Annotated in this window: 13 protein-coding genes; 2 read left to right on the top strand and 11 right to left on the bottom strand. The window is 64.9% G+C overall.

Features of this window, described 5'->3' with window-relative positions; all coding sequences use genetic code 11:
• On the bottom strand, positions 1-823 hold an 823-nt coding region (locus tag FM101_RS03870; protein WP_086995757.1), incomplete at its 3' end, for an AI-2E family transporter.
• A gap of 36 nt (positions 824-859) precedes the next feature.
• Positions 860-2,575 carry a long-chain-fatty-acid--CoA ligase gene (locus tag FM101_RS03865; RefSeq protein ID WP_086995753.1) on the bottom strand — a complete coding sequence of 572 codons (1,716 nt, stop codon included), beginning with the start codon at positions 2,573-2,575 and terminating at the stop codon, positions 860-862.
• 137 nt (positions 2,576-2,712) lie between these two features.
• On the opposite strand from FM101_RS03865, the gene FM101_RS03860 reads away from it, so the two are divergent.
• Together FM101_RS03860 and FM101_RS03855 are read left to right on the top strand one after the other, a co-directional pair.
• Positions 2,713-3,321 (top strand): TetR/AcrR family transcriptional regulator, encoded by a 609-nt coding sequence (locus FM101_RS03860; protein WP_096223159.1) that lies wholly within the window; start codon positions 2,713-2,715, stop codon positions 3,319-3,321.
• A gap of 43 nt (positions 3,322-3,364) precedes the next feature.
• Complete coding sequence (locus tag FM101_RS03855; RefSeq protein ID WP_086995745.1) at positions 3,365-5,662, top strand: MMPL family transporter; 2,298 nt, start codon at positions 3,365-3,367, stop codon at positions 5,660-5,662.
• On the opposite strand, the gene FM101_RS03850 is transcribed toward FM101_RS03855, so the two are convergent.
• From FM101_RS03850 to FM101_RS03810, 9 genes are all read right to left on the bottom strand, one after another.
• A complete protein-coding gene (locus tag FM101_RS03850; RefSeq protein ID WP_143269196.1) occupies positions 5,659-6,798 on the bottom strand; it encodes a GH25 family lysozyme in 1,140 nt (379 codons plus the stop codon). The two genes, FM101_RS03855 and FM101_RS03850, sit on opposite strands and share 4 nt — an antisense overlap.
• Before the next feature lie 153 nt (positions 6,799-6,951).
• On the bottom strand, positions 6,952-9,468 hold the full coding sequence (locus FM101_RS03845) for a DUF5129 domain-containing protein (RefSeq protein ID WP_086995740.1): 2,517 nt from the start codon (positions 9,466-9,468) through the stop codon (positions 6,952-6,954).
• Complete coding sequence (locus tag FM101_RS03840) at positions 9,465-10,940, bottom strand: hypothetical protein (RefSeq protein ID WP_086995737.1); 1,476 nt, start codon at positions 10,938-10,940, stop codon at positions 9,465-9,467. The genes FM101_RS03845 and FM101_RS03840 overlap by 4 nt, the downstream gene beginning before the upstream one ends.
• A gap of 299 nt (positions 10,941-11,239) precedes the next feature.
• Positions 11,240-11,920, bottom strand: coding sequence for a DUF6308 family protein (locus FM101_RS03835; protein WP_086995734.1), 681 nt, complete (start codon positions 11,918-11,920; stop codon positions 11,240-11,242).
• Between the two features lie 143 nt (positions 11,921-12,063).
• Positions 12,064-13,236 carry an acyl-CoA dehydrogenase family protein gene (locus FM101_RS03830; RefSeq protein ID WP_086995731.1) on the bottom strand — a complete coding sequence of 391 codons (1,173 nt, stop codon included), beginning with the start codon at positions 13,234-13,236 and terminating at the stop codon, positions 12,064-12,066.
• Positions 13,237-13,249: 13 nt separating this feature from the next.
• A complete protein-coding gene (locus FM101_RS03825; RefSeq protein ID WP_086995728.1) occupies positions 13,250-14,509 on the bottom strand; it encodes a beta-ketoacyl-[acyl-carrier-protein] synthase family protein in 1,260 nt (419 codons plus the stop codon).
• Positions 14,506-16,014, bottom strand: coding sequence for a class I adenylate-forming enzyme family protein (locus FM101_RS03820; protein WP_086995726.1), 1,509 nt, complete (start codon positions 16,012-16,014; stop codon positions 14,506-14,508). Before FM101_RS03820 ends, FM101_RS03825 begins: the two co-directional genes overlap by 4 nt.
• A gap of 296 nt (positions 16,015-16,310) precedes the next feature.
• Positions 16,311-17,852, bottom strand: coding sequence for a choline-sulfatase (betC, locus tag FM101_RS03815; RefSeq protein ID WP_241895256.1), 1,542 nt, complete (start codon positions 17,850-17,852; stop codon positions 16,311-16,313).
• A gap of 204 nt (positions 17,853-18,056) precedes the next feature.
• Positions 18,057-19,961, bottom strand: a complete 1,905-nt coding sequence (locus FM101_RS03810; protein ID WP_342744351.1) for a BCCT family transporter — start codon at positions 19,959-19,961, stop codon at positions 18,057-18,059.
• Between the last annotated feature and the right edge of the window lie 1,584 nt (positions 19,962-21,545).

Here is a 21,545-nt window from a genome sequence, read left to right as displayed (position 1 = left end):
CGACGACGGAGGCCAGGATCCCGGTGACCGTGGCACCCAGGATGGGGATGAAGGCGCCGATGAAGATCAGGACGATCAATGGCAGGGCCAGCGGCACCTTCAGGATCAGCAAGCAGGCCCCGATCAGGACGGCGTCCACTGCGGCGACGATGGCCGTCCCACGGACGTAGCCGCCCAAAACGGCGGTGATCCGTCGCCCGGCGATCCGCACCTTGGCGAGCTGCCGGCCGCGCAGCTTTCCGGTGGCAAAGGCCCACATCTTCCCGCCGTCCTTGAGGAAGAAGAACAGGATGACGGCCATCAGCACGAACCCCGTCGCCATTTCCGAGACGAGCGCCGCGCCGGCCATGGCCTGGTCCTGCGTTGCATCGCTGCCCATCAGCTGCTGGAAGGATTGCTGGGCATGCTTCAGCGTCGCGTCGTTGACCGGCAACGGACTATTTTTCAGCGCGGTCCACAGGTCCTTGGTCCGGTCCCCCGCCTGGTCCGCCAGGGACGCCCATTCGGCACGGATCGTGGTGATGACGCCGAGCAGGATGGCCCCGAAGGCGATGAGCAGGGCAGCGAAGGCGGTGCCCGTGGCCGGCCCCGCCGACCAGCCGTGGTGGCGCAGCCAGATCACGAGCGGGTTGATGGCCGCCGCGAGGATCAGCGCGAGGAAGAGCGGCACGATCACGACGGTGATCTGCAGGAGCCCGAAGACGACGACGGCCACCAACACCAGGAGGTACAGGATGCTGCGGGCCCGCTCACCGGCACGACTCAAACTATGGGTCCACTGGAGGCGTTCGCGTCCGTCGAGTGCCTCGTCAGGTTCAGTCATCGTGTTCTCCCGTACTGGTCCAGGGTGGATGACGGATCAGAGTCCGGGCAGCACCTGTTCGCGCACCTGCTTGCGCAGGATCTTGCCCAGCATAGAGCGTGGGAGGTCTTCGATGGCCACGATGCGCTTAGGAACTTTGTAGCCGGCCAGGTGTTCACGGCAATGTGCACGCAGCGCGTCTTCATCCAGGCCGGCCCCGGGTTCGAGTTCGACGGCGGCGAGCACCATTTCGCCCCCGCGTTCCAGGGGTTTGCCGAAGGCGGCGGCATCCTTCACGTCGGAGTGCAGGCGCAGCACGGTCTCGACCTCGGTGGGTGAGACGTTGAAGCCGCCGGTGACAATCAGTTCCTTGGCCCGGTCCACCACGGTGGCGAAACCGTCGTCGTCCACGGTGACGATGTCGCCGGTGCGCAGCCAGCCGCCGGGCAGCAGCGTTGTGGCGGTTTCCTCGGGGTTGTTCCAGTAGCCGCTGAAGACCTGTGGGCCCTTGATGAGCAGCTCCCCGGGTTCTCCGGCCGTGACCTCGGCCGATGCGTCCTGGGGGTCCACGACTTTCATGAGGGTCGAGGGGAAGGGCACCCCGATGGTGCCGTTGCGCCGGGTGGGGTGGAACGGGTTACCCAGGGCCACCGGCGAGGATTCGGTCATCCCGTAGCCTTCGACCAGCAGGCCGCCGGAGACCGATTCCCAGAGTTCGACGACATGGTCGGGCAGGTTCATGGCCCCGGAAATGCAGTATTTGGCCGAACGCAGCGATACCCCGCGTTCCTTCGCGGCGATGGCGGTGCGTTCGTAGATCGGCGGGACCGCGCAGTAGACGGTGGCCGGGGACTTCTTCATCGCGTCCAGGATCAGCTCTGGGTCGAACTTCGGGAACAGGACCAACAGGCCCTGCTTGCGGATCCCGTAGGTCAGGTACAGCGTCATGCCGAAGGCGTGGAACATCGGCAGGATGGCGTAGAAGATCTCCTTGCCGTACTGCGCGCCTTCCATCCAGGCCTCGCCCTGCAGGGCGTTTGAATACAGGTTGAAGTGGGTCAGCATCGCCCCCTTGGGGCGGCCCGTGGTGCCCGAGGTGTACTGGATGGCTGCCAGATCACTCACGTCGGGGCGCGGGTGCAGCGGGTCGAGCGTGCCGTGGGACAGCAGCTTCTTCCAGCCGGTGGTCCCCGGGGCCTTGGCGGTCAACGAGTCCCGGGTGGCTTTCAGTTTGCCCACCGGCAGGGCCAGCGCTGCACGTTTGATCCTCGGGAAGGCTTCGAGCAGGTTCACCGAAACGATGTGGTCGATCTCGATATCTGAGGGGAAGTCGGCGAGCGCGGCTGCGGCTTTATCCCAGACGATGGCGATGCGTGCCTGGTGGTCCTCGAACTGGTGGCGCAGTTCGCGGGCGGTGTACAGCGGATTATGTTCGACGACGACGGCGCCCAGGCGCAGCACCGCGTAGAAGGCGACGACGTGCTGCGGGCAGTTCGGCAGCACCAGGGCCACCCGGTCCCCGGCGCGCACCCCGAGGGTGCGCAGGCCTTCGGCAGCCCGGTCGACCTGTTCGCCGAGTTCGCGGTAGCTGGTGCGTCGGCCGAAGAACTCCAGCGCCGGAAGGTTGCCGGCCTCGGCGACCGAGTGCTCGAGCATGTCGACCAGTGATTCGGTCGGCAAATCGATCTCGGCGGGAACGCCCGGCTGGTAGTTCTTCACCCAGGGCTGCTGCGCGGCGGATGGCTGTTCGGGGGCACCGGTGGCGTTGTCCATGAGGCCTATCTTCCCGCGAAAGCACGACGACGGCGAATCGCTCGGTCAGACGTACCGGGAGGACAGGCGACACCCAGACACTTCGTTGCCCAATGGGCAACATTGCCCATTGGGCAACGAAGTGTCATACTCATGTCGTGACCGAGATCAGTTTGAGAGAAACCAAGCGCAGGAATACCGCGCACGCCCTCGCCCGAACCGCGTTCGAGCTGGCCCGGGAACGAGGGGTCGACGGGTTCACCATCGACGAGGTGGCTTCCCGCGCGGGCTACTCCCGCCGCACCTTTGCCAACCACTTTGCCGGCAAGGAGGAAGCCATCGTGGCGGTCGCCGTCGAACAAGTCCGCTCCGCTCTCGACACGCCCCCCGATGACGACCTGGCCCTGCTCGACTGGTTGCAGGCGGTGGCCCGGAAACAACTCGGCGGCGGCCTGCTCACCGTCCTGCACAGCCTGCGGGCCCTGGCGGCGGAGAACCCCTCCTTGCGCCCCCATCTTCTCGAAGTCCATCAACTCATCCGTGACACCGCCTTGCAGGCCGTCCTGTCCCGGATCAGCTTCCCCGGCAGCAAGGCCTACGCCCACGTGCTGGTCGGGGCCGCCTACGGCGCGCTGACCTGCGTCATGGAAGGGAAGATCGCCCTCCAGCACGAAGCTGCTCCCACACCAGCAACCGCGGACCGCGAAGAGTTGGCCCTGGACGACTTCCTGGACCTCACCTTCACGCACCTGCGCCACGGCTTCTAACCCACCTCTTTTTTCTGCATCGACCACTTAAGGCGATACCCCCATGTCTACTTTTCTCCACCGTCTCGGCGCCATGGCCCATCGGCGGCCCTGGATCTTCCTGCTCGTGTGGCTGCTGGCCTTCGGAGGTGCCATCGGCATTGCGGCCACCAGCGACGTCCACATCTCCTCGTCTCTGACCATCGACGGGACACCGAGCCAGGACGTCCGGGACAATCTGGCCCGGGAGCTTCCGGCAGCAGGCGGCGGGCAAGGTTCCCTGGTGTTCACGGTCCCCGAGGCAGAAGAACTTACCGACGGCGGGCGGGCCTCCGCCATCGGCGAGGCGGCGAAAGACATCACCGAGCTTCCGTTCGTCGTCGACAAATCCGCTGCGACAGCGGATGCCCCGGAGTCGCCAGAGGCCCAGAAGAAAGCGAAGCAAGCACAGCAGGATTCACCCCGGCCCCTGCTCGTCGATGGCTCCCCCGTGCCGGGGGTGATGGTCTCCGCCGACGGCAGCGTCGCCATGCTCCAGATGCAGCTGACCGCCCCGATCGACGAGCTTCCCGACGGCTCGGCCGACCAGATCGTGACGACGGCACAAGACGCGGTCGCCGACACCGGGCTGAACGTGTTGCCCAGTGACTCCCTGGACTCGATGCACCCACCCATCGGCGGGCATGAGGCGATCGGCCTGGGGATCGCCCTGCTGGTATTGCTCCTGACGCTCGGTTCGTTGCGTGCTGCAAGCCTGCCCCTGCTCACGGCACTGACCGGGGTCGGTATCGGTATCGGTGGTGCCTTCGCCCTGTCCTCCTCGATCACCCTGACGACGGCGACTCCCGCGCTGGCCTTGATGATCGGACTCGCGGTGGGCATCGACTACGCACTGTTCATCGTCAATCGTCAGCGCCATTTCATCATCGTCGACGGCCTCAGCGCCCCAGAAGCCACCGCACGGGCCCTGGCCACCGCGGGCAGCGCCGTCGTCTTCGCCGGCACGACGGTCGTCATTGCCCTGGCCGGGCTGACGGTCATCGGCATCGGCTTCCTCACCACGATGGCGTTGGTCGCCGCGGCAACCGTTGCCTTGGCTGTCTTGATCGCCCTCACCCTACTCCCGGCCCTGCTCGGATTCGCCGGTGAGGGCATCTGCTCGACCCGGGCCAGGGCACGCGGTGTGTCGGGTCGGCATTCAGACCGGAAGGGACCGGCTCGACGGTGGGCCCGAGGAGTCACCGGACGGCCCTGGCTGGCAGTAGCCGGCGTCGTCGTCATCCTCGGCGTCGCCGCCATTCCGGCCTTGAGCATGGACTTGGGGATGCCCACCGGCGCACAAGATGCCGAGCAGAGCACCTCACGGCAGAGCTACGATGCCACCACCCGCGGGTTCGGCGAGGGGTTCAACGCACCACTGATGGTCGTGGCCCATTCCGCCGATGGCACCCCCTTGGATCAGGCACGCATCGGCGCCGTGGCCCAAGGACTCCAGCAGACGGACAGCGTCGCCTCCGCCAGCCTCACGGGAGCCGATCCCGACCACACGTTGGCCGTGTTCACCGTCATTCCCGAACAAGGCCCCACCGATGAGCGCACCGCCCAACTGGTCACCGACCTGCGGGACCCCGCCGCCGCGGTGTCCACGCAGGCGGGGGTCTCCCTGGGTGTCACCGGTCTGACGGCGATCAACCTGGACATCACCGACCGGCTGAGCGAAGCGCTGCCGCAATACATCGCGATCATCGTCGGGCTCTCACTGCTGCTACTGCTGCTGATCTTCCGCTCGATCATCATTCCGCTGAAGGCCACCGCCGGCTTCCTGCTGAGCATTGCGGCGACCTTTGGGATCAGCACCGCCGTTTTCCAATGGGGATGGCTGATCGGGATCGTGGGGCTGGACAACGGCGGACCACTGCTGAGCTTTTTGCCCATCATGGTCACCGGCATCCTCTACGGACTGGCGATGGATTACCAGGTGTTCCTGGTGTCCTCGATGCGTGAAGCCCACACCTCGGGGCTGGCACCCCGAGCGGCCATCATCCACGGATTCGAACAGGCCAGCCGGGTGGTCACCGCTGCGGCGATCATCATGGTTTCGGTGTTCGCCGCCTTCATCTTCAGCGACGACACCATGATCAAGCAGTTCGGTTTCACGCTGGCCATCGGCGTGGTGATCGACGCGTTCCTGGTCCGCATGACGTTCATCCCCGCCCTGATGAGCCTGCTGGGCCGCAGTGTCTGGTGGCTACCGGGCTGGCTGGATCGGATCCTGCCGAGCATCGATCTGGAGGGCGAGGACTTCGCCCACACCCCCGCCCCGCACCCGCGGGAGGTCGAGGCCACGGCGACTGCCGGTTAGCCGGCCTTCTTTGCGAAGCTGCGCAGCTGGGCCAGGGAACCGTTGAAGACGTTGCCGTCCACTCCGGCGGTCTTGCTGATGAAGCCGGTGTCCGTCGCGTATTGCCACACCCGGTGGTTGGTCCATCCACCGGGCAGGGCTCCGGGGGTGTCCTGGGCCGATGCCGGATAACGCGCCACATGCAGATCCCAGTTCTTGAACCGGGAGGAGGAGTTGGTGCACTGGTTCCACCAGGAGCCGGCGGTGTAGATCATCGGCAGCCTGCCGGTCAGATTCCTGACCTCGACGCCGAAGGCATGGATCCAGTCAGAGAGCTGCTTCGGGCTCATCCCGTAGCAGGTGTCCCCCTTGCCCTGCCGGAAGGTTTTGGCATCATAGGGGTTCCATTCGATGTCCAGCAGCGGCGGCATCGTCTTCCCGTCGGCCGACCAGCCTCCACCATTGGCGACGAAGGCCCGGGCCTGTGTTTTGGCGCTGGACGCTGCGGGCATGGCGAAGTGGTAGGCCCCGCGGATCATCCCGGCGTCATGGGAACCGTTGTATTGCTGGGTAAAATTGGGGTTCTTATACACCGAGGACGGCCAGGACTGCGTGGCCTTCACATAGGCGAACCGGGCGCCCTTCTTCTTCGCGTAGGCCCAATCCACGTTGCCCTGGTGGGCGGAGACGTCCACGCCGGGAACGCCCGGCGGACGCCACCAGCCGTTGCCGGAGGTGTACGACGGCGAGACGGTCGAGTTCGGTGTTTTCGCTGGGTTTGAGGGGAGGTCGGGAATCGAAGTGGTCTCGCCGCCCGCTGCTCGGCCCAGCTCGGCCAGTTCCCGGAGCGTGGGGACCTGGGGGTCACCGGTTTCGGCGATGCGTTTCTGGCCTTGGCCCATCTGCGCGGGCAGCACCTCCTCCCCCAGGGCTTCGGAGGCCCGTTCGGCCAGGGCCTTCCTTTCGGCCGCAGGGATCCGGCCGTCGGCGAGCGCGTCGGCGATCTCCTGCCCGGCGGGTTCGGGCAGATTCGAGTCGGCAGGAGGAGGGGCAGCCGGCGCCGCGGTGGCTACCGGGGCCATCGCCGAGGTCAGGGCGAAGGCCGCGGCGAGGGGTATCGCGGCGAAGCGGAAGCTGCGTGCCGGTGACAGGGGCATGGTCGGTCCTCTCATCAATGATGTTGAGTCGTCTGGCTCGTCCCCGGGCAGTCTGGCAGACCCGCATCAGAGCCACAAGGAAAAAGACGACCGTTCCAGCAATATTTCTTTTCGTCCGTCACGACTCAACTAGAAGATGTCACAGCCTGTCTTCTAGCGACCGCCGACACCGCGGGTGGCCTCCATCAAGGCTTCGGTACGGCGGTGAACGTCGGCGTCGCGTCCACCCAGGGTGGCCACGAGTCGTTGCAACCGGGTCACGCGGTCGACATAGTGCTGGGAGAGCCGAGCTGCCAGGGGTAGAGCCGCCAGGTCAGCTGCTTCGCGCCAGGCCATGACCAGGGCCCGTTCAAACAGGCGCTGGTCCGCCTCGGCGCTGGAGGACGCCGCCCCAGCTCCCAGCACGGCCACGGTATTGAGTCGGGAATCGTCCAACCCCAGTGCCAGCTGATCCAGGTCGGCCCGGGCCCGGCGCAGGGCGGCGCCTCCCCGACCGAAGCGGCCGAGCCGGGCCGAGATGAGGCCGCCGAACCGCACCACCTGGGCTGCCGTGAGGAGTCCCAGCGTCAGGGTCACGGTCAGTAGCCAGAAGAGCAGGGCCCCGCTGACGTTCTGGTCCCGGAAACCGTTGGCTTGCAGCCCACGGGCCAGGTCCTCGAGCCCATTGGCCACATGAACCTCGGCCGTCCCCGACGAGGAGACGTAGAGGTTGGGGAAGGTCCAGTTCGACGCTCCCAGCCGGCGGCCGTCACCCAATGCCGTGGCCCCGGTGAGCTGTCCCGGCACCGCGACCCGGCCGTCGTCGAAGACCATGACGGGCACGATCACCTGATCGGGCCGCAGCTCGTCGGTCACCGGCTCCAGCAACCGGGGGAACTGCCCCTTCACCCGCCAGAGCGCCTCGAGCCGGCGGGCAGGATCGACCTCGACCCCCAAATCCGAGTCGGCTCTGGGGGTCGGCTGCAGGTACTGTTCGGCATCGCGGACCGCCAAGGTGACGTCGATGGGTCGGGGGAACTGATCCTCGAGGTAGCGACGGATCCCCTCCTCCGTGATCCCCTCGGCCTGCCCATCGATGGTCAGGCTGCGTAGATGGTCGGTGCCGGTCAGTTCCCAGCCGGGACGGCCCAGGACGGTCCCGGTGACCAGTCCGGCGGCGATGGCCGAGACCACGAGCGCGACGGCGGTTCCCGAGAGCCACCAGATGGTGGCACGCCGCCCGGTTGCCGGCGTGCCGTGGGAGCCGGGGTGGAGCCGGCGCAGACCGCGACGGCCCCGATGCCCGCGGGGTCGGCGGGCCGGGGACAAAGCGTCGTAGGCCTCCACGTCACCGAGCAGGGCCCGGGCCACGGCATTGGCTTCGTCGAGTACCGTCAACGCCAGCGACGCCTCACCCGGCAGGCCCAGGCTTTCGCGCAGTCCGCTCAGGTCTTCTGTATCCCGCCGGCGGGCCCTGACCTTGCCGTGCGGGTAGCGGCGCAGCACGTCGGCAATATGGCGGGCGATCCCCTCGAGGCTGCGTTCCGCCTCCGCCCAGGCCTCGACCCCGGAGCCTGCGGTGCCGCGGCCGGAACGGGCCGAGGCCTCCAGCAGGGCCCGCAGCCGGCCGCGCAGATCGTCCATGGTCTTGGCCGAAAACACGTTGGCCGGGGCCGCTTCCAGGCGGATGATCAGTTCACGGGCGGCGTCGTTCAACGGGGCGGTGATCCGCTCGAAGACCGCGCCCCGCCGGGACAGGTTCCCGTGCACGGCGCCGGCGGCGAGCAGGGCGTCGGCCAGGGTGGTGAGTTCGCGGGCCGAGGCCTCGAAGAGATCGACCAGGCCCCCGGTCTGCGTGGACAGCGCGGTCTGCGGATCCCTGACGGCGGTCGCGACCCCTGCTTCGGTGCGGGCCAGTTCCAGGGTCGAATCCCGCAACGTCCGCCAGGCCACGGTGTAGCCGGCGGGCCGGCGTCGTTCGGGAGTCGTCCGGTAGGTGACTTCGAGTGCCTCCAAGTCCAGGGCCACCCGGGCGAGACGGCGCTGGGCCGTGGCTAGCCGCCGGTACCGGCGCTCCCAGTGCCGGCGCCGGCGCAGCGAGAAGGCCAGGGCGGTGCCGGTGAGGAGGATCCCCAGGCCGGTTCCGGCCACCCAGAACACGGGGGTGCGGATGGGCCCGTCGCCCAGCACGTCGGCCGCGGTTTCGGCGGCGGCCACCACGGCCAGCGGGCCATGGCCGAGCCCGAGGTTGTTCAGGTAGGTGTTTCCGATGGCGAAACGGTCGTCGAAATCGTCGGAGGAGCGCAGGGCGGCGCCGGTGAAGCGCCGTTCGTTCGGCGTGCCCTCTGCGTTCTTCCACTGCGTGGAGAGGACGACGTCGGCGCCCAGATCCGTCCTCCCGTGTTGTTGGTCGGAGCTGAGGTGGTCGGCGGTGACCTTGAAGGTCAGCGGTTTCCACGAGCGGATGGGGTCGGGGTGGGCGGCGTCGACGGTGGATTGGCTGATGCCGTGGCCCGGGGAGCCCTCCACGACGATGCGCACCTGGGCTTCAGATTCGGCGGTGACCGCATGCCAGCCGAAGCCGGCGAAGATCAGGGTGGCCACCCCCAGCACCAGGGCCAGCCAGGGGAAACCAAAGTGGGGGCGGGAGTCGCCGGCACGCACCAGCCGGCCCGTCACCGCGGCGCTCATGCCCGCCTACCGGAGGCAGGGGTACTGCGGGATCCGGCAGCAGCGAGCAGGTCAACGGCCCGGGCGAGCTGGGCAAGGACGTCGTGGGCGCCGGGCTGCCCTTTTCCGGCGGTCCCCGTATCGGCCAGCTTCGGTCCGAGTTCCACTTCGGCGACCGCTGCCTGCCCGGCGAGGCGCCCGGTGACCGCGTCGAGTTCGATCCGCAAGGCCTCCAGCCGGTCGAGCAGATCATAGCCGGGCTTTCGGCGCCCCCGTTTGGCGGCCCGCCGGGTGTCCTTCTCCACATCGTCCAAGGCCCGGGTGTGTTCGATCAACACGGCCACCACCTCACGGGCGGCTTCGAGCTTGCGGGCACCGGGGACGTCGAGCCCCTCGGTCAGGTCCTGCAACCGGTCCCGGTGGGACTGGATTTGACGTTGCCACGCCTGTTTTGCCGGGCGGCCAGCGCCGAGCAGCAGATCCATCCCGTCCAGGGCACCCTGCTGGGTACTCAGCCGGTCCAGGATCGCCGACGCCGTCGCGGTGTCATCGGTGGCCGCTTCCTCGGCCGCCTGCTCTTCCCCCGCCGTCCGCTCCACCAGGTGGGTGGTCAGCCGGGCGACGGATGCTGCGACCGGCCCCGCGCTCCCCCGGTGGATTGGGGCATCGCCCCGGCTCCGCAGTTCATTGGCCACCTCATGGATCCGTGGCCGCAGAGACACGACCTTTTGCTCCCGCACCTGCAGCGCCGCTTCCTTCTTGCGACGCCGGCCACCAGCCACCGCGGCACCGATCCCGGCCAGGACCACGATCCCCACTCCCCCCAGCACCCGCGGCAGCGGGTTGGAGCGGGCCTTGATCCCGGTCCCGGCGGCGACGGCGAGTTCGGAGAGACCCTGGGTGTAGCTGCCCGCATCGAAGGCCTTCTGCCCAGCACGGGTGAGCGTCTCGAGATGGGCGTGGTCAGTGAGTTCGATATTGCGTCCGCGCTCGATCGAGACGTCCACGGGATCCCCGGTGCGTTCGGGCAGGATCACCCCGACGGCCATCCATCCTTTGCCGACGTAACCGTCGGTTTTCCCGTGTTCCACCCAGTCATCGGCGAGGGCGTCCGACTGTCCGAACAGCAACGAGCCACGGACCAGTTGGGCTGCGCTTTTCATCTCGGTGGGTTGCTGGTCCACCGCCAGTAGAACCTTGGTGCCGTCCGCCAGCTGCGCGGATTCCACGGCTTTCACGATGGCTTCCGCGTCTACCCGATCGGCTGCTGCTTCGACGACGGCCAGGAACAGATGCTCGGATTCGGCTTCCCGCCCGGGGATCCGCAGCTTGCCCTCATCCTCGCCGGGCCGATCGGGAGTCAGCACCGATGGGCCTGCGGGTTCGGGGGCCTCGTTGGCTGCCGCCGGGCCCGCCAACGTGCCGATCAGGACCAATCCGGCGAGCGCCGCGCACACCACAGACAGTGGACGACGGCGGGGCGGTGCGGTCATGGGGACTCCGGTCCGGTGCGAACGGGCAAAAATCTCTTCCCACTGTAGCCCGGGCCGGGATACGAGTCTCGGCTCCCTACACGCCCCGGCTCCCTGCCAGCCCCGAAAACCCGTTCTAGGTTTGATTCCTAAAGGATTCGGCAGGCATAGCGGCGACGGCAGACCTGACCGGCTCGGCGTCGGTGACGTCGTAGGGTCCGCGGCCGCCGCCGGACTCCCTGCACCCTGCGTGGGCTACGGAACCGGCCAACGCTTTCGCTCGCAACACCGATCGCCATTCCCAATGCTGGCCTTAAGCGCTATCCGCCGTCTCCCACGGTCTCAGCTTCCGAAGCATTGTTCCGGTGCTCCATCCACAGAACAATGTCGAGAATCCGCAAAAGCGACAGATGCGCTTGACCCGACTTCGCACGGAGTGAGCGCAAACGCTCAATGCCGGCCTCTGAATTGGCATCGTGGAAAGAACTGAACCAGAGATTCCACTGCTCGGTGCTGTCCTTCAAACCAGCGGCGCGGCCGACCACGGAATCATAGACGGGAATGAGCTGGGGGCGCTTCCGAGCCAAGATCTTACTGGCGGTGGTTTGGCCCACCTCCCAACGATCGTCACGTTGACGCAGCAGATCCCAAATCTTCTCTGCAGGCGAACTATCACCAAGCAGAGTGTCAAATTCTTCGCCGCTAAGTTCCTCGAAGCACACATCGACTGGCAGTTCCTCTAGGAGGCTTTCAATCTCGCCGCCCAGGGTTTCGATTATCCCCAGTGCAGCCTGCGCAGGCACATGGACCGAGAGCATCGAAACAGCGATCAGATCATGAGCGGTGATCCGATGCGGTTCGTTCTGGTCGCCGCCACCGGCGAACGTCTCAAATCTAGACCCGGTAAACCACGGTCGTCCATTGGACTGGTCTTCGAAATACGACTGAACGTGGCTGAGCGCACGATCCTCGCTAATCTGTGCCAAGGCCGCAAAAGGCATTCTTCCCCCTATTGATTGTGTCCTTCCGACTGACGGCCGGCTACCGCGAGCCTACCCAACACAACCGATGGTTCGGTGACTTCATCGCATTCCTCGGACCCATGCCCAAAGCCCAAGCCCCTTGAACATCGGTCGCTTTCCGCTCAGTCGTCGAGCAACGCTGCTGCGTACATGGGACGGGCGGCATCGGTCGTTGGCGGGTGGAACAGCCCTGCGGTGGCATCGCGGAACAAGCGGTTGAGTTCGTTCCCGTTGTTGAATCCGCTGCCGCTGGCACACATGAGCGCGGCTTCGGCAGCGTGGCGGGCGACGGTGGAGGCGTTGATGCGGGCACTGACCAGCCGCAAGGGCCAACCCGCCCCGTGATCGACGAACTCGTCGAAGTCGCGGCTATAGGAATCCAGCTGAGCCGGGACCGCCATGTACTCCATATGGGCGTCGGCCAGGCGGGTCCTGAATTCCGGGACTTCGGCGTAGCTCGTTCCGGTCTTCGCCGACTTCCTGCGTTTCAGCCCTTCTGCGCCCAGGTCGAGTGCACGGCGGGCGACGCCGGCATAGACCGAACCGATCAGCAGCTGGAAGTTGCTCGTGATCGCGAAGGTCAACATATCGGGGTGGCGTCCGGTCGGCATTTTCCGAACGACCCGCTCGGGCGCCATCCTGACCTTTTTCAAGGTGGTGGCCCGACTCTGTGAGGCGCGCATGCCCAGTACGTCCCACTGGTCCGAGACGGTGATGCCTTCGGTATCCCGCTCGATGAACCCGTAGACGAGGGTTGGGTTCTCAGTATCGGTGCTGTCCAGCCCGTGGGTGATCAGACGTGTCCATACCGGGGACAGTGAGGTGAAGATCTTCACCCCGGTCAGCAGATAACCGCCGTCGTCCTGTGGTTCGGCGATGGTGTTCGATCCCTGGAGCACCCAGTCGTTGGCCGGCTCGCTGATCCCGAAGGCGAAGATCTCCCCGTTCATGGCTTCGCCGAACACATGGTCCAGCGACCGGTCCCCGCGCTCGAACAGGGCACGGGCGACGCCGGTGCACATGAGGTGCATGTTGATCGCCAGCGCCGTTGCCGGTGCCGCGGTGGCCAGGCGTTGCTGCAGGCGGGACACCTGGTTCAGGCTCAGACCCGGGCCACCGAATTCCTCGGGCACGGACACGGTGAGGTAGTGCTGTTCGATCAGCTCGGCCAGGTCCTCGTGGAAGAAACTGTTCTCCCGGTCGTAACGGTCGGCGCGGTCGCGGAAGCGCTCCAACAGGTCCTCGGGCAGGTACTGCTCTGCCAACTCTGCATGGCGGATCTCTCGGTCTGGCATAGGTGCTCCCTCGTTATTCATTCCCACGGGTGATCAAGACCGCGCCGTTATGTCCGCCGAATCCGAAGGAGTTCGACAGCACGGCGGTGACCTGTTGCCGCCGGGCCTCGCCGGCCACGATATCCCAGCCCTCGAACTCCGGGTCCTCGAGGTTGATCGTCGGCGGCAAGATCCCACTGCGGAGCGACTGAACGGCAATGACCGCTTCGACGGCTCCTGAGGCCCCGAGCAGATGGCCCGTGCTCGACTTGGTAGCGCTGATCGGAATGGTCCGGGCCCGGTCACCGAGTGCGGCCTCCAGAGCGTTCAGTTCGGCGGCGTCACCGGCAGGGGTCCCCGTGCCGTGGGCGTTGATGTGGTCGACCGTCTCCGAGCTGACTTCCGCGTCGGTGAGGCAGTCGCGGACGGCCTGCGCCGCTCCCCTGCCCTCCGGATGTGGTGCGGTGGCGTGATAGGCGTCGCTGGCGGCACCGAATCCTGCCAGCTCCGCCAAAACGGTGGCTCCCCGGGTGCGGGCACTCTCCTCGGATTCGAGCAGAATGGCCGCCGAGCCGGCCGACATCACGAAGCCGGATCGGGCCCGGTCAAACGGTCTTGAGGCGGCGGTCGGGTCATCTTCATAGCCTGCGGCGAGTGCCCGCATATTCGCGTTCGATGCCAGGTTCACCGCATTCAGGCAGTCCTCCATCCCAACCACGAGGACCGCGTCGGCGTAACCGTGGCGGATCCGGCGCATCGCCTCCCCGAGGGCGATTGCCCCGCTGGCGCAGGTCGCTGATACCCCCTGCGCGGGGCCGAACGCCCGGTACCGCTGGCTGAGGATGGCTGCAGCGGCATCCGGGGCGCCATGGATCGCCAACGTCAACGGCACGGACCGTGGGCCTTTCTGGTCCAGGATGCGGGTGGCTTGCTGCATCGCGTCGACCGGTCCGGAGCCGGTGGCTGCCATGATCGCGAATCGTTGCGGATCCCAGGGCATCTCCCCCGCGTCCGGGGTCCAGCCGGCCTGTTCCATGGCCTGGTCGGCGGCGGCTACGGCCCAGTGTTGGCTGGGGCTGAGCCGGCGGGCCAGGCGGGGCTTCAGGACGGTGGTGGCGTCGAAACCGGTCACTTCGCCGCCGATGCGGACGGCAAGGTTTTCGAACTCGGGACCGTCAAGGGTGGTGATGGCACTGCGGCCCTGGGCGACGTTGTCCCACAGGGTCGGGACGTCCAAGCCGCTCGGGGTGATCGCCCCCAGCCCCGTGATCATGACGCGACGACGATCGTTCATAAGCGCACTGCCTCTCCGTGGGCGACCAAATCGGCGACGGCAGGGCGGCGGATCTTGCCACCGACGGTGCGTGGCAGCTGCTCCATCCGGTACCAGCGGCGCGGGACGAACTGCGGGGCCAGTTCCTGGCGTGCCCGGGCCAGCAGCTCGCTCTTCTCCGGTGACTCCCCCTCGATAACGAGTGCGACGACGGTGCCGAGCCGCTCGTGGGCCAGCGCCACCGCGCAGACCGCTCCCAGCTGTGGCATCCCGTCGAAGGCGCGTTCCACACCGGGCAAGGAGACCTTATGCCCACCGGTGACGGCCACGTCTCCGGCGCGGCCCTCCAACACCAGAGCGCCGTCGATCAGTCGTCCCTGGTCGTTCACCGTCGCCCAGCCGCCGGCTCCTTGCAACACAGCCTCTGTTGTTCCCTGGAGGTACCCGTCGGAGCATGAGGCGGCGTGGACCCACAGGGTGCCCGGTTCGCCGTCGGACACTTCAGCTCCTTGGTCGTCACGGATGCTCACGCGGATGCCGTCGTAGACGCTGATGCGGGTGCCGTCACCGCCCCGGCTGTCGCCGATGAACCCGATTTCCGCCGCCCCGTAGTAGCTGATGAGCCGCACATCGGGTAGGACGTCGGCCAGCCCGGTACGCAGGATCGCGGGAAGGTTCGCGCCGCCGGTGACCACCAGTTCGAGTGTCGCGAGGGATTCCGGGTTACGGCGGGCGGCATCGATCAGTGTTTGGACGATCGCGGGGACGGCCACCACGCGGGTGATCTTCTCGTCGCGGATACGGCGGCCCAGTGCCGCCGGGTCGAAGGCGTCCGCCACATGGGCGCTGCCACCGGAGGCGAGGCATTCGATGAGTGCGTACAGGGTGAGGCTGTAGGACACCGGACCGGGGGCAAGGGTGGCGACGCCGGCGTACGGCTCCAGATAGGCGCTGGAGACGGCGAAGTTCTCGCGGTACTGGTGTCTGGTCTTCAGGAAAGCCTTGGGGTTGCTCGTCGTGCCCGAGGAGAACAGCAGAAGGAACGGCTCATCGCCATCCCGCACCGTCGGTTGAGCTGCTGGAGCGACGGATGCCTCTTTCTGCCTGAACTCGACGAGGGTGATGATCGTGCCCGTCCAACCAGTCGCGGCGAGGCCGTCGGCCAGATCGGTCGAATCACTGATGACCACACCGATTCCCGTGGAGAGGATGACGCCGATCTGGTGATCCAGCGGCCATTGCGGGTCCACGGTCGCCGACACGGCCCGGAACCCTGCGAGGCCCGCGATGATGCGCGAGGTGTGGAACGCCGAGGAGATGCTCACGGCCGTGATCGGGATGCCGGAGGTTTCTGCGGCCGGTGCCGGTGGAGTGGCCTGGGCACCGTGCAAGGCATCAACCACGGAGAACATTCGCCGCGAATCATCAACGAGCTGCGCATACGTCAGGCGGCCGTCGTCCCCGACGATCGCCGGCTGGTCGGGATGGTGTTCGGCCGTGTCCAGCACAGTCCGTGTGATCGGCACCCGCGGCCTCCCTGTCTTGAGATGTCGTCCCGTTGGTAGGTGATTTCCGGACAGCCCGATTCTAGTGGCCCTTCCCAGCCCGAGCAGAACAGGGCCCCTGCCGTAGATCTGTCAGTAAGTGCCGCTGCTAGAACATCAGCCAGGGTGTGCGTGTCATGGTTTGCGCTGGATGTGGTTCTGGTCCGTCTCCCCCGCAATTTGACCGCCTCGCCTCCGCGACGGTGGTTCTCCGCCGTGAAACTTGTTGACGAGGTACCACCCGGTCACCCTGTGAGGCGCAGAAAGAGCGCCTGCACTCAGTGTGAAGTATCGCGAATCTGCCCGAATTCCAATGCCCCCCAAAAATCACCACGAACGTAACGCTGCTCGGGCTCTGGGACCAAGTCCCAGTGGCGGGTTTTGCCTCGTTGGAGCGCTCCAGCAACTAATCTGCGCCGCACCTGACTCTCCAGAACGTCGCGCTCCAATTTCACGAGATCGTAATGAGTTGCCAATTCCTTGCGCAGCAGTTCAACCAGCTCGGCGTGCATCGGCTTTGACACGACATTTTCAAGTTCATGCGGGTCCACGCGCAGATCGAACAGCTGCTCCGGATCTCCGGGGCAGACGATGTACTTATACTGGCCACGTACCAGTGTCAGCTGTGGCCGTAGCGTCCCCTCGGCGAGGTACTCGATGACGACGTCGCGATCTTCCGGGCCGGCCCGTCCATCTGCCTCCCGACGGGCGGACTCCAGCAGCGACACCCCGCGCCGTGCAGAACCCGAGGCAGCATCAGATCCTTCCTGCTCAATGTCATGTTTCGGCTCACCGCCGGGGGCTCCCGCCAGTTCCAGCAGGGTCGGCATCAGGTCCAACAGCGAGACTGGGTTCGCGTAGCGTCCCTGCGGCACCAAATGCTCCGGACCGTAGACGATCAGTGGCACACGGGAGGACTCCTCGTACGGCGACATCTTGTACCAGAGACCCTTCTCCCCGAGCATGTCGCCGTGATCGCTGGTGACGATGATGACGGTGTTCTCCAGCAGATCCAGTTCTTCCAGACGCTCGCGGATGCGACCGACATGATCGTCGATGTAGCTCACGGCGGCGTAATAAGATCGCCGTGCTCGACGAACTTCCTCGAGGCTCGGATCGCGCTGGTCGAAGCCGCTCATCGCCCGCAGACGATGGCTGTGCGGGTCCTCCGCCAGGCTGGGCACCTGTGGGTACTTCGGATCCGGGATCTCGTCGTCAGCGAAACGGTCCCAATGATCACGCGGTGGTTCGTAGGGATCATGCGGGTGGATAAAGCTCGTGACCATGAGGAAGGGGGTGTCCTCACTCGCGGCCTGGTTCGCTCTGACCCTGTCGTTAAGGTGACGCAGCGTGCGGAATGCCACCTCGTCGTCGAAATCCTGTTGAACGGTTGCCTTCGAGACGCCGGCAGTAAAAACGGCGTCAGCGTCGTGATACCACTGCAGGCGATCGCTCGGATCGCGTTGCCAGTCCGGCACCATATCCATGTCCGCTGGGTAAACGTCCGTCGTCAAACGCTGTTCAAACCCATGATGCTGATCGGGACCGATGAAGTGCATCCGCCCGACCAGCGCCGTGTGGTAGCCAGCGTTGCGCAGGTGATGGGCGAATGTCGGCGTCGACGCCGGGAAATCATCGCCATTGTCGTAGCAGCCCAGATCCGAGGGCATTTCCCCGGTCATCATCGACGCGCGCGATGGCGCACACAACGGGGTATTGCAGTATGCCCGATCGAAGACAGCTGACTCTGCAGCCAACCGGTCGATGTTCGGAGTCTTGGCTGCAGCATCCCCGTAGGCGCCGAGTGCCTGCGCCGCCATCTGGTCGGCTTGGATAACGACAATATTTGGTCTCATGATTAACCTTTCATTCCTCCGGGTCGACTAAACATCCCTCACTCGACCCGAACGCGCTGCGTTCCAGCACGAAGTCCTGTTCGTCTTTTCTTCCACTGTAGGCGGTGCGGCAGTTCGCAAGGAGACGGCGCCTGGTAGTCGTACAGGCTCTGGGCGCCGTCCTCCCTGTCAGTTTTTTCCTGCACCGGAGTCGGCGTCGTCATCCGGTGTCGAGTCCACGGCCACCTCTTCAGTGGTTGCATCGCTCTCAACGGGATCCGCGGCCCAGCCGTCTGCCCATTCACCGGTATCGAAATTGAACCCGACGGGTTCGCCGAGCTCGTCGGTGCGCCGGTACCACTCGGTATAATCTTCGTGCGTCGAGTCGACTCCGGCTCCGGCCCCCTCGCCGGGCTCCGTGGGAATCACCTGCAAGTTGAAGTCGTCGTCGTACCGGTCCAGACCATCCACGATGGCGTTGCTCACCGCAGCCTCAGCATATTGCTGCCGCAGTGTGTGCGGATCGGTACGAAGATCGCGGACCCAGGCGATGATGATCAGAAGCATGACGAAGGCGAAGGGCACCGCCGTAATGATCACCAGCGACTGTAGTCCCTCGAGCGCGTCGGTACTGCCAAGAAGCAGCATGACGACGGCAATGCCAGCCATGACGAGGCCCCAGAAGACCACGATGGCCTTCGGCGGGTTCTGGCTGCCTCGAGTCGTGAGGATGCCCATCACCACCGAAGCGGAATCTGCAGCAGTGATGAAGAAAATCGCCAGAATGAACATGATCAAAATTGGCAGGATTCCAGCGAAGGGTAGGTTCTCGACAATCTTGAACAGCACCTCTGGCGGATTCACCTGCTCGATGACGCCCAAGGTCCCCTCGCGGTACATCGAAATGGCAGTCCCACCCATGATGCCGTAGGCCACGAACAGCAGCGACGACGGAATCAGGATCACTCCCAAGATGAACTGCCTGATGGTCCGGCCTCGGGAGATGCGAGCGATGAAGATCCCGACGAAAGGCGACCAGGAGATCCACCAGGCCCAGTAGTACACGGTCCATGCCGACTGGAAGTCCAGCGTGGCCTCTCCCCAAGAAGCTGATCGTGCCATCAGTTCGAAGAGTGATCCGACATATTCCATGACTGCCGACGGCAACAGGTTCAGCAGGAAGAGGGTCGGTCCCAAGAGAAATACCAGGCCCGTAAAGCCAAGGGTGAGCACGATGTTGATGTTCGAGAGGTAGCGAATGCCTCGGGTGACCCCTGAGACGGCAGAGATCACGAAACCGACCGCAAGGATGGCAATAATGATGACCAAGGCGTTGTTGGTCAGGTCCGAGGCGCCGGAGACGATGACAAACCCCTCGCCAATCTGCATTGCGGCGATTCCCAGAGCGGCGGCCGTGCCGAAGAGTGTCGCGATGATTGCGAAAATATCCACCAATTGGCCAGCCCATCCTTCGGAACGTTTCTTGCCGAAGAGCCGCTGGAAGATCGATGACATGAGGAGGGGGCGTCCGCGCCGATAGGCCGTATAGGCGACAGCGCCACCCACCAGGGCATACATTGCCCACGCGTGGAATCCCCAATGGTAGTAAGTCTGTGCCAGGGCATGATGCATGGCCTCGGTGGACTCTGCTTCATTCGTCAGCGGCGGTGGATTGATGAAGTACGTCAGCGGTTCTGAAGGCCCCCAGAACATCACACCGATACCAAGCCCTGCCGCAAAGAGCATCGCCACCCAGGAGAACGTGGAGAACTCGGGACGTTCGCCGTCCTTGCCGAGAGGGATCTTGCCGTAGCGGCTAAAGCCCAGCACTAACATTGCGACCAAGACAATCGTGGCGACGGCGTTGAATAGCCAGCTCAGGTGGGCCATGGTCCATCCATACGCCGTATCCGCCACAACGCCCACGCTCGCCGGATCAACGACCCCCCAAACCACAAAGGCCGCTGTGAGGACACCAGCTACACCGAACACGAGCTTGTCTACGCCGTAGCGACGACGCTGCTCATCGATGCCGATGCCGGGAACCAGTGCGGGATGAATGTTATGGGGGTACTTCGGGCGCGCATAATCCAAGTGAGACAGGAGTTGCCCGGTGCGTCGGTCTATTCGCCGACCTGTGCCTGGCTTCTGTCTGCGCTTAACAGGCTCGTCCTCTTTCACTTTAATACGGCTCCGTTCTGGTTGGCTTCATGCGATCAGGGTGTAGTTACGAAACGTCCCTCGCGCGTTGGCCGCTTGGGGCTGACGAAAATCCCGTGACGGGTGAAAGGGGTTTCCGACCCACTAGAGTACGTTAGGTCATACGCACAGGTGACGACTTTCATACGAAAACCCTTCCGTCGCCCCTCCCACGTATCGCTGGGCCTACTCTGGGCTAATCAAGTTACTGTCAGGCGCTGGAAGGCTACTGCCTCAAGACAAAACCTCCGGCGGTCCATCTGAACTAACGAACGATGTGATTTCCTGGGGTCGTAGTGACCGTTCTGCCCCGGTGCTTCGGTGGCATTCGGTTCGTTGGCCAGCTGCTGGTAATTGGATCAGAACCCGTTCAGGGCTGCATTCTGCCGGTGTTTCTTTCGGACATGGCTTGTGGAACGCGTTTTGTCCCGACTCCGTGAGTCAAAAATTGTCGTTTTTCGAAGACGACTGCCTGGAATATCCAAAATCGACTGCACAACACCCCTGTGCCCGCAGGAGGACCGGCTTACGTACAGGCTGCCGCAGGGGAACGCGGATAGAGATTGCCGCTTGCTCTCCTTGTGTTCTACGGGCGTGAATAGTGTTGGCGGAAGCGGCGGCGCTTGCCTAGGAACCTTCGCCTTCGTCCGGTTCGCGCCGAGGAGGAGGCCCATCTTCGATTGAGACCGCGATTTCTAATGGGAAAATCGGCTCATGACTGAGAATGAGGTTTCTGAACAGCGCATGTTGCCCACATCAACCGAGATTATTGCGGCGCTGCGGGGCGCCGGTTGGCTGCTAAAACAAGGTACTTCAGCAACCCTTGAGTAGAGTGGATTCCACGTCGAGACGGCCAAAGCCTTTCCCGACTCGGACGACCCCTCTGTATCCCGCGAGATAGACGTCCACGCCTACCGACAAATATTCCGTAGTGATGAATTGAGTCTCAGTGTGGGCGTGCGGGCGATTGCCAAGTGCAAGCAAAGCAGCATGCCCTATGTCGTAGTAGGCGCCCCCGCAAACGCCTACGAATTGGAACGCCTCCGACAAGAACAGCACTTTCGTTTTCCGAGTATCGAGACGGGGCGCACCTAACTGGGTGACGGACGTGCACGTTTACATCACACTCAGGCACGGGAGTACTTGGGCCTAGATACTTTGCCTGGAAACCCCTGGGAAAGTGGATTCGTTGGCAGCCAAATGATGCGGCTTGACCGGAAGAAAACATGGCTCGCCGATAATCGCGGCATCTTCACTTCGCTCATTTACCCGCTGGCCAAGGCCCTCACCTATTTCAGGTCACAATCGAACCGAAGTTCGTACGTAATGCATAAGCGAGGACAAGAGTGGGCGCCCGTCGATTTCCACTATCCTCTAGTTGTACTGCCCAAGTAGGTTGGTTGAACTCGTGCCACGACACGATCTGAATTAATGGGATGAAGAAGGCCCCCTGATGTGGAGTGGAGCTGTCTAAGAAAC

Origin of the sequence: Arthrobacter rhombi (assembly GCF_900163545.1) — a bacterium.
Taxonomy (GTDB): domain Bacteria; phylum Actinomycetota; class Actinomycetes; order Actinomycetales; family Micrococcaceae; genus Arthrobacter_H; species Arthrobacter_H rhombi_A.
This window is presented reverse-complemented; position numbering and strand designations above follow the sequence as displayed.